12 protein-coding genes are annotated in these 12,480 nt (G+C 36.8%); 7 read left to right on the forward strand and 5 right to left on the reverse strand.

The window, feature by feature from the left end; translation table 11 throughout:
* Positions 1 to 20 precede the first annotated feature (20 nt).
* The 5 genes from J7E57_RS24285 (at position 21) to J7E57_RS24305 (ending at position 4,860) form a co-directional block, all read left to right on the forward strand.
* Complete coding sequence (locus J7E57_RS24285; RefSeq protein WP_215131682.1) at positions 21 to 644, forward strand: class I SAM-dependent methyltransferase; 624 nt, start codon at positions 21 to 23, stop codon at positions 642 to 644.
* 134 nt (positions 645 to 778) lie between these two features.
* Positions 779 to 1,297, forward strand: a complete 519-nt coding sequence (locus J7E57_RS24290) for a DUF2911 domain-containing protein (RefSeq protein ID WP_086544840.1) — start codon at positions 779 to 781, stop codon at positions 1,295 to 1,297.
* Positions 1,298 to 1,731: 434 nt separating this feature from the next.
* A complete protein-coding gene (locus J7E57_RS24295) occupies positions 1,732 to 3,816 on the forward strand; it encodes a glycoside hydrolase domain-containing protein (protein ID WP_215131683.1) in 2,085 nt (694 codons plus the stop codon).
* A 72-nt stretch (positions 3,817 to 3,888) separates the two neighbouring features.
* Positions 3,889 to 4,080: a hypothetical protein gene (locus tag J7E57_RS24300; RefSeq protein ID WP_215131684.1), complete on the forward strand. Its 192-nt coding sequence runs from the start codon at positions 3,889 to 3,891 to the stop codon at positions 4,078 to 4,080.
* Between the two features lie 321 nt (positions 4,081 to 4,401).
* Positions 4,402 to 4,860: an NUDIX domain-containing protein gene (locus J7E57_RS24305; protein ID WP_215131686.1), complete on the forward strand. Its 459-nt coding sequence runs from the start codon at positions 4,402 to 4,404 to the stop codon at positions 4,858 to 4,860.
* On the opposite strand, the gene J7E57_RS24310 is transcribed toward J7E57_RS24305, so the two are convergent.
* Entirely contained in the window at positions 4,849 to 5,952 is a 1,104-nt protein-coding gene (locus J7E57_RS24310; RefSeq protein WP_215131687.1) for a DNA alkylation repair protein, read from the reverse strand. The genes J7E57_RS24305 and J7E57_RS24310 overlap by 12 nt on opposite strands.
* Positions 5,953 to 6,122: 170 nt before the next feature.
* Here J7E57_RS24310 and J7E57_RS24315 point away from each other — a divergent pair, with 170 nt between their 5' ends.
* A complete protein-coding gene (locus J7E57_RS24315) occupies positions 6,123 to 6,977 on the forward strand; it encodes an NAD(P)-dependent oxidoreductase (protein WP_215131688.1) in 855 nt (284 codons plus the stop codon).
* 93 nt (positions 6,978 to 7,070) lie between these two features.
* Here J7E57_RS24315 and J7E57_RS24320 read toward each other — a convergent pair whose 3' ends face one another.
* From J7E57_RS24320 to J7E57_RS24335, 4 genes are all read right to left on the reverse strand, one after another.
* The gene (locus tag J7E57_RS24320; protein WP_215131689.1) at positions 7,071 to 8,282 is read right to left on the reverse strand and encodes an ATP-binding protein; all 1,212 of its coding nucleotides are present in this window, start codon (positions 8,280 to 8,282) and stop codon (positions 7,071 to 7,073) included.
* A gap of 224 nt (positions 8,283 to 8,506) precedes the next feature.
* The gene (locus J7E57_RS24325; RefSeq protein ID WP_215131691.1) at positions 8,507 to 9,133 is read right to left on the reverse strand and encodes a hypothetical protein; all 627 of its coding nucleotides are present in this window, start codon (positions 9,131 to 9,133) and stop codon (positions 8,507 to 8,509) included.
* Between the two features lie 418 nt (positions 9,134 to 9,551).
* The gene (locus J7E57_RS24330) at positions 9,552 to 10,616 is read right to left on the reverse strand and encodes a response regulator (RefSeq protein ID WP_215131692.1); all 1,065 of its coding nucleotides are present in this window, start codon (positions 10,614 to 10,616) and stop codon (positions 9,552 to 9,554) included.
* A gap of 450 nt (positions 10,617 to 11,066) precedes the next feature.
* Positions 11,067 to 11,741 carry a hypothetical protein gene (locus tag J7E57_RS24335; protein WP_215131693.1) on the reverse strand — a complete coding sequence of 225 codons (675 nt, stop codon included), beginning with the start codon at positions 11,739 to 11,741 and terminating at the stop codon, positions 11,067 to 11,069.
* A gap of 343 nt (positions 11,742 to 12,084) precedes the next feature.
* Between J7E57_RS24335 and J7E57_RS24340 the strand changes: the two genes are divergently transcribed.
* Positions 12,085 to 12,474 carry a BlaI/MecI/CopY family transcriptional regulator gene (locus J7E57_RS24340; protein ID WP_215131694.1) on the forward strand — a complete coding sequence of 130 codons (390 nt, stop codon included), beginning with the start codon at positions 12,085 to 12,087 and terminating at the stop codon, positions 12,472 to 12,474.
* Positions 12,475 to 12,480: the final 6 nt, after the last annotated feature.

The raw sequence follows: 12,480 nt of genomic DNA on the forward strand, positions 1-12,480 counted from the left end.
CAAAATAGATAACGCTAAATATGAACGAAGCTTGGGTTGATAGGTGGAATGACCGATACAGTACCGATGAGTTTGCTTATGGCGAACAACCGAATAACTATTTAAAAGAACAGTTGATGCAGCTCGATACCGGAACAATACTTTTTCCGGCGGAAGGAGAAGGCCGAAATGCTGTTTTTGCAGCTAAACTTGGTTGGAAGGTTTCGGCCTTTGATATCAGTATTGAAGGAAAGAATAAAGCGCTTCAACTCGCAGAAAACAATAACGTTAGCATTGATTACCAGGTGGGCGAACTCCAGGAGCTGGACTATAAAGCTGAACAGTTTGATGCTATTGCCTTGATTTATGCACACTTTCCAGCGGCAATTAAATCAGCCTACCACAAAACATTAAGTAATTATTTACGCAGGGGCGGTTTGCTTATTTTCGAAGCTTTTAGCAAGAAACACCTTCATTATCTTGCCAAAAACGAAAAAGTTGGTGGACCAAAAGAAATCGACATGCTATTTTCAATAGAGGAAATAAGAACTGATTTCGAAAATTATGAGATTCTGGTACTTGAAGAAAAAGAAATTGAACTGAATGAGGGTTTGTTTCATAACGGGCAGGGCTCGGTTATCAGATTTGTTGGAAGAAAGAAATAATACGGCAAGAGCTATAACTTAGAAACAGTAAAAGTTTCGCTCAATTTTTTTCGACACTATGATTATAGTTTTTATCAACCTAAAGCCATAAATTCGTAAAATCAAAAACAACAAAAACAGATAAATATAATACTATGAAAACGATGATTAAATCAATCGCGTTGCTATTTACAGCAATTACTATTTCTGTAAGTGCAATGGCACAAGATGCGCAGCCTAAGCCAAGTCCTGCTGCTACAGCGACAGGAAAAGTTAAAGGTGCAACTATTACCATCAATTACAGCAGCCCTGCAGTAAAAGGACGTAAAATCTGGGGCGGTTTAGAGGCTTTTGATAAAGTGTGGCGTGCAGGTGCAAACGAGGCTACTACTTTCGAAACTGATAAAGATATTGTAGTTGAAGGCAAAGCTTTGGCAGCTGGAAAATACAGCTTCTTTTTAATCCCTAAAGAAAGCGGAACCTGGACAGCTATCTTTAACAAAGAACCAAAACAGTGGGGCGCTTACAAATACGAAGAAGCTAAAGATGCTTTACGTGTTGATGTTAAAACCAAAGCCTTAAAAGCTACACAAGAGCGTTTAGTTTATAAAATTACAAAAAGCGGATTTGCTTTAGAATGGGATAAAATTTCTGTTCCGGTTAATATTAAATAATTAGATAAGATTACTTTAGAGCCGTCCATGTTTTACATTAGGACGGCTTTTTTTATGCCTTTTTTTTGAAAGTGACTGGGTTGTAATTCTCGACGGCTTGTAGTCCCGCTCCATTACTCCCGACTTTACGTCGGGATTCATTGCAATCGGGTTTAGATCCAAGAGTTTTGCACCCTGCAGCCCAACAAATGAAATACTGCTGTTGCTACCTAGCCCCGGTTAAAGTGTTACCCTGCAGCAACGAGGTACGAGGCAGCGAAGCGTAAAAGCGAAAAACGGGAGGGAACTTTTTATCCTGGACAGACCTTGCGCTCCAAAAATAAAAAATCATATTTTGTTAAAGCTTTTTCTCCCTCTTTGTAAAGAACCTAAAACATAATAGCTACTTCATGTTAAAATACTATTTTAGGACAATTTAAAAATAAACACAAATAATGAAGCTTCCTATTAAACTACTGGCAATATTGCCGCTTCTTTCATTAAACGTTTTAGCTCAACAAAAAACACAGCTTTTTTCTGTTAAAACAGCAAAGCCTGTAGATCAGGTGAACGTTTTTTTAGGATCTTCAGCAGATCATGGGCAGATGTCGCCAGCTGCATCGGCTCCTTTTAGCATGTTGAGCATTGGCCCTCAAACTTATCCTAAAACACATACCGGTTACGAATACCTCGCCAAGAAATTTGAAGGCTTTACCCATAACCGTTTCGAAGGCGTAGGCTGTCAGGGCTCGGGCGGTAATATTTTCATCAAACCATTTTTAGGCAGTGATCCGACAAAGTCAGAACTGATCAAGATTTCTGAAAAAGCAAGTCCAGGTTACTATGAAGTAGGTTTTGAAAATAAAATTAAAGCCAGTTTTACCGTATTGGGTAAAGCCGGGAAGCATGCCTATCAATTCCCGAAAGGGGCCAAAGGTTTTTATCTCGATTTAGGTTACGCCTTTAACGGTGCTTTTGTTGCCGAAGCGCACGAGGTAAATGGAAATGTAGTAAGCGGTTGGATTACCTCAAAAACAACCTGTGGTGCAGGTAAGTACAAGCTGTTCTACTATATGGAAATTAGCGATAATGTATCATGGAAAGTAATCGACGATCATAAAATGATTGCCACGTTAAAGGGAGCGCTAACTTCAACAGGCATCAATATTGCGCTTTCTTCGGTAAGTGTTGAAGCCGCAAAAGCTTCTATCAATAAAAATCCATTCAGCACTGTAAAAGAACAAAGCAAAGCCGATTGGAACAAAAATCTCTCTAAAATTGCCGTAAATGGCGATCTGGAAAGTGCAAAGCTATTCTACTCGCTTTTATACCGTACCATGCAGTCACCTTATGTGATTTCTGAAACCGATGGAACATATCGCAACACAAAAGGCGAAATTCAGAAAGATAAAGAAATCCGCTATAACGGTTGGGCCATTTGGGACAATTACCGTACACAGTTACCTTTGCTATCCTTAATTGAACAGGATAGATATGCCGGAATGGTGAGTTCTATCGCTGATCTTTATAATTCGGGTAAAAAGGATTACGCAGGGCAAAATGAGCCTTCGAATACCGTACGTTCTGAACATGCCATTGTGGTTTTGCTTGATGCCTACCGCAAGGGTTATCCGGTAGATTTTAACAAGATTGCCGATTCGTTAGTGAAAGAGGTAAATGGCCTGGATTACAAATCTCCAGATAAAGCACTGGAATCGAGTTACGATAACTGGGCATTGGCAGAAATCTTTAAGATTTTAAAGAATAAAGAAAAATCTGATTTTTATCTCAATAAAGCGCTAGAATACAAGAAATATTGGAACAAGGATTTTAAAGATATGAGCAAAAATGATGTCGACCACATGCAGGCCCGTGGTTTATATCAGGGTACCATCTGGCAATATCGATGGTTTGTGCCTTATGATTTTAAAGGATTGATTGAATTGGACGGGGGAGAGGAATCTTATCTGGCAAAACTTGATGAATTTTTTGCCCGCGATTTATATAACCATGCCAACGAACCGGATCTCCAGGTTCCGTTAATGTATAATGTAACCAAGTCGGGTTATAAATCGCAATATTGGATGCATCAACTGGCTGCTGATACCGTAATTCAGAATTATTTTAACGATAACAGCCGCGGAATAGGTAGTTATATCGGTAAAATTTACAGAAACCAACCACATGCCTATCTGCGTACAATGGATGACGATGCCGGAGCGATGAGTGCCTGGTATGTATTTGCAGCAAGTGGTTTTTCTCCTGCCTGTGTAGGCTGGCCGATTTATTATTTAAACGTGCCATTATTTCCATCGTTAAGTTATAACCTGCCGAAAGGAAAAACTTTTACCATCGAAACGGAAAATTTTAGCTTGAAAAACAAATACATCAAGGCTGTGTTCCTCAACGGAAAGTCTTTCAAAAAGAACTATATCACGCAAGAGGATATTAATGCCGGAGGTGTGCTGAAAATCATTGCTTCGGCCGTTCCGGTTAAAATTTCGGATACAGAAAACTGGATTTCGAATCTTGAAAAATAATTTTAAAAAATTTACAAAAAACAACAAACTTATTCCATGTAATCCTGTTGTTGTAGTATAAATTTCAAGATCATGGCACCTTTAAAATTAAGCGAAGAACAAAATGCAACACTAGGTAACAAACACACCTTAGAACAAATTAACGAACAGCCTTTAGAACTTCATCCAGAAGCCTATAAAGTAAAAGGCCCATCTCCCGAAAAGATGAAGACGGTATCATCTTCATTAAGGAATTACGCCCATGGTTTGTACGGGTTGTTGTAAAACGCCTCCAATAAAATCTCATCATACCAGATTATATAAAGCAGCCAGGATTTAAAAAACTTGACTGCTTTTTTATTGCAATAAACTGTAGTCTATATTGTATATTATTGTTCCCAAATACTTTTATGTCACTGAATGTAATCAAAGATCTCCTGTTACAAAACAGATGCTGAAACAAGTTCAGCAAGACGTAACGCGGGATTAGGCATTATTAATTCCAATGAGTTGTCGTCCTCCTGAACTTGTTTCAGGATCTTAACCAAAGGATACCAAGATCAGTTCATTATCAATTTTTTAATTCCAAATCCCTACCTTACCCTTATGAAACAAAGTGCCGGAATATTGCTCTTCAGAAGAAATGATCAGCAGGTAGAATTTTTTCTGGTTCATCCGGGCGGACCGTTCTTTGCTAAAAGAGATCTTGGCTTTTGGACGGTGCCCAAAGGAGAATTAAATGAAGGTGAAGAAGCTTTAACAGCTGCCATCCGCGAATTTAAAGAAGAAACAGGTCAAAGCTTAACCGGCGACTTTATTGAATTAACTCCCGTTGTGCAAAAGGGAGGTAAAAAAGTATTGTGCTGGGCTGTGGAAGGAGAACTTGATCCATCAACTATTGTTAGTAATACCTTCGAAATAGAATGGCCGCCGCGATCGGGTAAAAAGCAAAGTTTTGCTGAAATAGACAATGCCGAATGGTTTGCCTACAATAATGCCATTAAACACATTAACGAAAAGCAGGTCGCTTTGCTCGATGAATTAAAATTCAAACTAAGCCGTTAATTCAAAGTGTGAAATTTCCTTCTCAGCACCGTTAATGATCATCGAAACCTGGTGATCGCCCAGATGAAATTTACGCGTAGTAATCAGCACGAATTTTTGCTTGCGGATAATGTTTACTGCTGCACCCGCAGGATAAATCCGCTCCGAAATTTTATACACTTTTTTGGTGTTCTGGCCGTTTTGCTTTTTATAGTAAATGGCGTATTCCAACCTCACTTTTTGTTCAGTCGGATTTTCGTTTAGAATAGAAAATGAAAACTCCAGACTTTCGCCAATTTTGACCTGAGGCGTTAAGATTTTGAAATCTTTTAATAAAATCCCTGTATCATCTAAGCCATAATGTTTAAGGATATCGACATGGCCTTGTTTAAGTAATGTACGGCTGCCATGTTTAATAATGGCATCGGTTTCGGCACCCAAGCCCGACCAGTTTTTAGCAACATTTAAAACAACCTGAGGATGATCTTTTGCAATATCATTTAAGCTATTGGCAACGCTCCGCCTTACATATTCTGATGGATCTTTTTTAAGGTTTTCCAGTATGGGTAAAATGGATGTCGGGTCTTTTTTCAGAAAGGGGATACCCATGGCCCAGGGTAAACGCGGGCGGCTTCCTTCACTGGCAAGCCTTCTCACTTTATGGCTTTCGTGCAGCGACCATTTTTGCATTTTTAAAATCATCTCATTTTCGTATTTTAAAATGAAAGGACGAACGGCAAATTCGCAGCTTACAAACTGCGTAACATATTCGAGTGCTTCAACCGAACCTTCAAAATCATCTATACCATAGGTTTCGATATAATCTGGTAGAAACATATAGGCGAGACTATCTTCTCCAATACCCTGCAGCCTTAATTGTGCGATAGTTTTTTTAATCAACGCTATCGTTTGAGGGTAATCTTCGGGTAAAAAATCATGTAATACCTTCGAGGTATGTTTCATCCGCTCTTTTAATTCTTTTGATTCGAAGTCAGCAGTGAAAACCTTTTTAATAAATTTTCCTTTATCGAAACCTGGAACAGTAACCGTTAATGCATGGGCTAATCTATCGTAAAAGGCTGGAGAATATAAATCTTTAAGCGGGCTGGCCATATAATCTGATAATTACAAAGTGGAAGATTATTTTAATGCGGCGCTAATTTACTAAAAATATTAGTATATTAAGGCGGCTAATTCAAATAATTACTTCATCGTATCATTTTTACATGGGGTTTAAGAATTTCAGCTTTTTCTTTGGCACATTTGCTTTATAAAAAAAAGAAATGAATACAACAAAAATAGGTTGGATCGGTTTAGGGAATATGGGTATCCCAATGGCAGAGCAATTGATAAAAGCAGATTATACAGTTATTGTCTATAACAGGAGCAAGGATAAAGAAGCTTCGTTGAAAGAGATAGGCGCATCAATAGCCGAAACACCTAAAGAGCTGATTGCAGCTACTGATGTGGTAATCGTAATGGTTTCTGATGATGCCGCTATAGAACAGATTTTTAAGGGAGAAGAAGGCCTTTTTAGTATAGAAACTTCGGGTAAGATTATCATCAATATGAGCACGGTTTCTCCTTCAATTTCAAAAGAAATGGCCACGCAGTGTAAGGCAAAAGGAAACTTTTATTTAGATGCGCCGGTTTCAGGGAGTGTGAAGCAGGCAGAAACCGGTCAGTTGGTTATCATGGTTGGCGGTGAAGAAGCTGCTTTTAATCAGGTAAAACCGATTTTGGAAAAAATGGGCAAACTTGCCAAACTTGTCGGCGGTAATGGCGCAGGCAACAGCGCAAAACTGGCCATCAATTCTCTTTTGGCCCTATATGCACAGGGTTTGGCTGAAACCGTTTTGTTTGCGAATGAACAAGGGATTAAAACAGAAGACTTATTAGAATTGATCAATAATGCAGCCATTGGTAATATTTTTACCAAAATTAAAGGTGATGCAATTATTGCGGATAATTACAAAGCTGCTTTTGCACTTAAACATATTGTAAAAGATCTGAACCTGGCAAAAGAAGAGGGTATTTCATCGCCATTGGCTAAAACAGCACTGAATACTTTCGAAGCGGCAGCTTCAAAATATGGAGAAGAAGATATTATCGCAGTAATTAAACAGCTTAAGGGATAAGGCGATCCTTTTTAATGATAAAGTTGATAACCATAGGAGATTGTGGAGCTTTCCTATGGTTATTGTATATAAATAATTTAATCTAAATATTTATTAGTTATCGCTCTGTTCAGATAAGAATTCAAGCAGGTTTTTCTGCATTATACCTTCTTTGTTTTGCCCGAATATAACATCATTTAAAGTAATAACATATTTTGGATAGTTGTCTTCTATTTTTAAAAGATTTCCAAATTCCCGGGTGGCAGTGTTCTCACTCTGTATGGTCAAGCAAACTTGTATGTATATTTTTTTGCCGTTTTTTTCTGCCACAAAATCAATTTCGTTGTCACCTAGTTTACCAACAAAAACATTAAAGTTCTGTTGCCTTAAATGTAAGTAAACTGCATTTTCCATCAATTTATGGATATCAGCCAATTGATTAAAACCGATAATGGCATTTCGGAGGCCTAAATCTTCAAAGTAATATTTTTCCCCTATTTCAAATATTTTTAGTCCCCCCACTTCAGAGCGCTGAACTTTATGCACAAAAAAAGTATTGCTTAATGCCCGTAGGTAATTTATGGTTAGCTGGGTAGAAATATCTACTTTTTGAGATTTTAGATATTTGCTGATATTGTTGGCCGAAAATAAACTGCCCATATTGTCTGCGAGATAGGTAACCAGGTTTTCTAAAAAGGAAACATTGCGGATATTCTCTCTGGCCACTACATCTTTTAGCAATATTGTAGCGTAAACACTTCTAAGGTATTCATAAGGTAGGTTCTCTTCTAGCCCAATATTTAGTAAAAACGGCATTCCCCCGTACTTAAGATAAAGCATGAGTGACTCTGATTTATTTTCAAGTTGATGAAACTCAAGAAATTCAAGAAAGCTTAAGGCATGGATCTGAAAAACGATATACCTGCCTGATAAATAAGTAGCAAGTTCACCAGAAAGCATATTGGCATTGCTACCGGTACAATAAATATCGCAGGTGTTTTTTGCCAGTAAACTCCGTAAAGTCCGTTCAAATTCTTTTACTTCTTGAACCTCATCGATAAAGAAATAGTTGTTTTTATCAGATGGAAATTTGTCTTTAAGATAAGCAGATAAATCTTCATGTGTTTTAATATGTGAAAAATCATCTACCTCCATATTGACATATACAATATTAGCATTGCTATCTGTGGCTTTGATATTTTCCATCAACTGAAGCATTACGTAGCTTTTGCCCACGCGCCTTTGACCAGTAAGTACTTTAATTACTTGTTTATTGATAAACGGAATAACCCGGTTTGTATATATCGGTCTTTTTATAAGTTTCATGTATATCGTATGCTTTTATCAAAAATATAAAAAGTTTCGTGTATATCGTATACTTTTATTTAAAATATAGAAAGTTTCATGTATACCGTATAAAATGTGGATAGCTGCTGTATTTTTAACCCGCCAAAAGTGCTGCCTAGAATAACTGCCAATACAATTAAGGTAATTATCTTTTCTAGTTTGTGATTGCCTAACAGAGAAATTGCTCTTTTTAATATGTGATCTTAGAAATTAGTAAGTATATCCTTGCTATATACACTATTTATTTGCAAGTTTTGCTTAGGTGTTAAGCTTAAATCAATATCAAGATAGGAGAGAAGCAGGTCAGTAGGGATCTGGTCAAATAGTCCAGGGTAAATACGTTTAAATAGCGATATTCTGTTTTCAGTATTCTGCAGTCTAAATAAGATGTTTCTATTGTTTACATCAGATATGGCAGTTTGGAGGAGATAAGTATTAAATAAAGAGTCAAGAACAGGGTACCATTCGCAACCTTCCGCCAGCTCAGTTTGGTCTATAAAAAAAACGATAGTATCCTCTATGGCAAAAAGGTTGAAGTTGCCGTCCGTCTGTTTAAAGTTATTCCGTATATATACACTACCTTTCGTGCCCAACCATATATTGGCCTGTTCGGCCTCTTCATTCACTAAATAGCCGTTAACCAGGCCATCTGCTATAATTATAATGCTACCGTTAGCAGCTGAACTGTTTGGCTTAAAAAGCGTTTTTCCTTTGCAAATACTGAGAAAGGCTGTATGTCTGTACATAAAACGGATGGCTGCTCTATCTTTCTTCCGATCTAACAATGGAAGAAATACCCTTAAAAAATATTTGATGTAGCCTACTTCCATGTTGATTTAATTAAGTTTTGTGGTTAACATATTGATTTGTTTTTATTGAGTAAATCGCATTTACAAACCGATCATGCCCAAAGCTCAGATTCATGCCCAAATTAACAGGGGATGGTTTCTTATCAGGTTTCAATGGCACTGCACGGTGTTGTTGGGAGGATAATTAGTTAGAAACTAATCCGTCCACCCTAAGCATTAGCTTTTTAAGTATCTTCACGCACTCTAAATCGATTTAGTATTTTTCTGTGCGACGATCGTTTTTTGGTATTATGCTACGGCTGCAACTAAATTCTGTATTAAAAATTAATTTTCCTCTGATTTTGATCAAGACTTATCTTGATCTTACTCATTGCTAAAACTGGGCAGCAATGTGGGCTGAATGATAGGTTTCAAAATGGATATTCCAGATCAGCGTGTGCTAATTTTTCATCGTTTTCAAAGCGTTCATATCCAGTACAATAATGTTATTACCTTCTTTTTCAATTAACCCCTCTCTCGTGAAATCGCCAAGCACCCTACTCAATGTTTCGGTTGCAATGCCTATCAAGCATGCCAAATCGTATCTGGGAAGTATAAATCTGTTATTCTCTGCAGACTCACGGCTTAGTTTAGTCAGTTCAATAATTGCTTTTGCTATCCTCTTCCTTACAGAATAATAGGCCATATTCAACAGCTTTTCATCACGGTTGTTCAAGCCATGGGCAAGAGTTTTAGCAAAAATACTGAACATGTCCGGGTAGTCTGTAATTAAATTCTGCAGATCGGTATAAGGGATGGTCAGTATTTCAACACTATCAATGGCTTCTGCAATTTCATTATTTTCAGCACCTAATAGTGCGCCCTGAAGTCCGAAATATTCATGTGGGCCATAAATGCCAGTGATAAGTATGTTACCGGCGGAATCAGCTACATATGTTTTTATCTTTCCCGATAAAATGTAATGTAATCCGAGCGATCGCCTCTCTCCCCTATAATAAAGAACCTGATTTTTTTTAAAAGATCTGGGCAAACAGCCTTCAAACCTTGATTTTAACCAGGATAACTCATCGCTGCTTTTGTGGATATTTTTTAATTGAGTATGCTGCTTTAAAAATAATTCATGTTGAAGCCTTTTTTTTCGGAGCTTTACCTCTACATGATTAAGCAGCTCGCCATCATCAAAAGGAGCCATGAGGTAGCCATCTGCACCCAATTCCATCACTCTGCGGGCAAGGTCATAATCCTGATTGTTCAATACCATAATAAAACTGATGCCTGCAGTTTCCATAAATTTATTAACAACACGCAATACCCCAATTCCGTCTATTTCAGCTACATTTACCCCCGAAATAATTATATCTACCGGACTTTTTCTGATAATGTCGATTGCCTGCTTACCGCTACTCGTTGATTTTACATTGTATTTCCCGATTGTTAGTATCTCGGTGATTTTTATCCTTAGATCGAAATCTTCAAGTATAATCAAGATTTTAGATCCCTCCATTTAAATTTTATGTTTAATCCTGAAGGCAATAGTTTCCTTTAGGATTGGCAAAACAGGTGTTAAACCTGGTTTCCGGACCTTGTTGTTACGTTATTTAAGGCTTTTCGATAGACTAAATTAAGGTCTTCGAGAAAAGAAGATAGACAATTGGAAATAATGAGGGTAGCAAAATACTTCAATCGCTGGGTGGAAAAATTATCCTGACGGAAGTGAAGATAATACTGCAGGCTTTGTTAAAAAAATGATACAGTTTTTTAACAAGCATTTTTGAAAAAGGCATTTATTAAGGGTTTTTATAGGGATTAATAGACAAATATCCAATAAAAATCGTTATTATGACGGATAAACAGGTTGATAATTATCAATAATTTTTTTGATTGTAGTCAAGATGGCAAAAACAACTAATTAAAAAGTCTGGTTAGTGCCAAAAATTAACCTAAATAACCGTTTTTAGTTTTTAGGTAGGATAATACTTCTTTGTTCCGTAGGTGAGTAATAAAACTCAAAAGATGTTGTATTGCCAATAAAAATAATACCGTTATCTACCGATGAGGAGTTTAAGTTTTTAAGGGTGTTAGTGTTTTTTCTGTTGTTTAAACAATTCTGTGCTTCCAGATCGATCCTTGCAAGTACAGCCAAGGTTGTGATCAGGCAGCAGGTAATGAATAAATGAAATGACAGGTAGCTAAACTGAAACATCCTAACATGAAAAAGAATAATCCATAACAGCAGTAAAAGAAAAAGGGTGATGCCGAATAACACCATTAAGAGCTTAATATCCTGAAAGCTGATGAGGAATGGTAAAAACGTAAATGGCAATATGCCGATCAGAAGGGCGAAATTTCTGGTAAATAGCGGGTTGGTTATATCGTAGATCCAGTAGTGAATAATAAAACCTGCGGTAATGATAAATGGTAGAAAGATTAAAAAAGCGCATTTTTCCCAATACGAAAGCCCTCTTTGTGATAATAAGAGGTCGGCAAGGCCGTCAAGGTTTAAGATCTCGATATTAAACCTGATAAAAAAATAATATTCACCAAAAATGGCCAACAGCACGAGGTAAATTGCTGTTAATATCAAATATTTGATAAACAGAATATGAATGGTATCCGTTTTATCTGTCATCTTAATTTTTATAAGCGATAAAATGTAACCATAAAACAAAAATATGAGGCATAGGATAAATTTTGATTCCCAAATTTGCTTAAGCCTTACCTTATTTCTATTGATAAGAATTAATGCGATTAATGATTGTTGTCAAAGCATCTTCTATTCCTGAGTTGTTTATACTTTTTAGATCTGGTTGGATTAATAAAATTGCCTTGTTCTAAAGATGCAATACCCTATCTGTTCAGGTTTTAAATGATAAATTATTTTTAATTCATTAAAAATCAACACTTTATTTATTTGAGTGAAAAATAATAAACGTAATATTTGTATCGTACGAAATAAATCGTACCTTTGGTTTATGAAACTTAATCAAACTGAAAATAATCTGCCTGAACCTACTAAAGCTGAATTAGAAATTCTTCAGGTATTATGGGAATTCGGGCCATCTACAGTTCGGTTTGTAAACGATAAATTGAATGAACAGCGGGAGGTAAATTATACCTCAACTTTAAAGCAGATGCAGATCTTAACCGAAAAGGGAATATTAAAACGTGATGAAAGCCAAATGAAGCACATTTATATTCCTGTTGAGGCTGAAGAGAAAACCAAAGTGCAGTTGCTAGACCGTTTTGTAAATACCTTATATAAAGGATCTGCTTCGCAGTTAATGATGCAGCTTCTGGGTAATGAGAAAACCTCAAAACAGGAAATAGAAGAGATAAAGCGGCTATTGGATAGCATGGAATAATTAATA

This window comes from Pedobacter sp. ISL-64, assembly GCF_018613605.1.
Classification (GTDB): domain Bacteria; phylum Bacteroidota; class Bacteroidia; order Sphingobacteriales; family Sphingobacteriaceae; genus Pedobacter.

Excerpts from the sequence above, each read along its gene's own strand:
- J7E57_RS24285 (WP_215131682.1), top strand. The coding sequence starts at position 21 with ATGAACGAAGCTTGGGTTGATAGGTGGAATGACCGATACAGTACCGAT.
- J7E57_RS24335 (WP_215131693.1), bottom strand. The coding sequence starts at position 11,741 with ATGACAGATAAAACGGATACCATTCATATTCTGTTTATCAAATATTTG.
- J7E57_RS24295 (WP_215131683.1), top strand. The coding sequence starts at position 1,732 with ATGAAGCTTCCTATTAAACTACTGGCAATATTGCCGCTTCTTTCATTA.
- J7E57_RS24340 (WP_215131694.1), top strand. The coding sequence starts at position 12,085 with ATGAAACTTAATCAAACTGAAAATAATCTGCCTGAACCTACTAAAGCT.
- J7E57_RS24305 (WP_215131686.1), top strand. The coding sequence starts at position 4,402 with ATGAAACAAAGTGCCGGAATATTGCTCTTCAGAAGAAATGATCAGCAG.
- J7E57_RS24290 (WP_086544840.1), top strand. The coding sequence starts at position 779 with ATGAAAACGATGATTAAATCAATCGCGTTGCTATTTACAGCAATTACT.
- J7E57_RS24310 (WP_215131687.1), bottom strand. The coding sequence starts at position 5,952 with ATGGCCAGCCCGCTTAAAGATTTATATTCTCCAGCCTTTTACGATAGA.
- J7E57_RS24330 (WP_215131692.1), bottom strand. The coding sequence starts at position 10,616 with ATGGAGGGATCTAAAATCTTGATTATACTTGAAGATTTCGATCTAAGG.
- J7E57_RS24325 (WP_215131691.1), bottom strand. The coding sequence starts at position 9,133 with ATGGAAGTAGGCTACATCAAATATTTTTTAAGGGTATTTCTTCCATTG.
- J7E57_RS24320 (WP_215131689.1), bottom strand. The coding sequence starts at position 8,282 with ATGAAACTTATAAAAAGACCGATATATACAAACCGGGTTATTCCGTTT.
- J7E57_RS24300 (WP_215131684.1), top strand. The coding sequence starts at position 3,889 with ATGGCACCTTTAAAATTAAGCGAAGAACAAAATGCAACACTAGGTAAC.
- J7E57_RS24315 (WP_215131688.1), top strand. The coding sequence starts at position 6,123 with ATGAATACAACAAAAATAGGTTGGATCGGTTTAGGGAATATGGGTATC.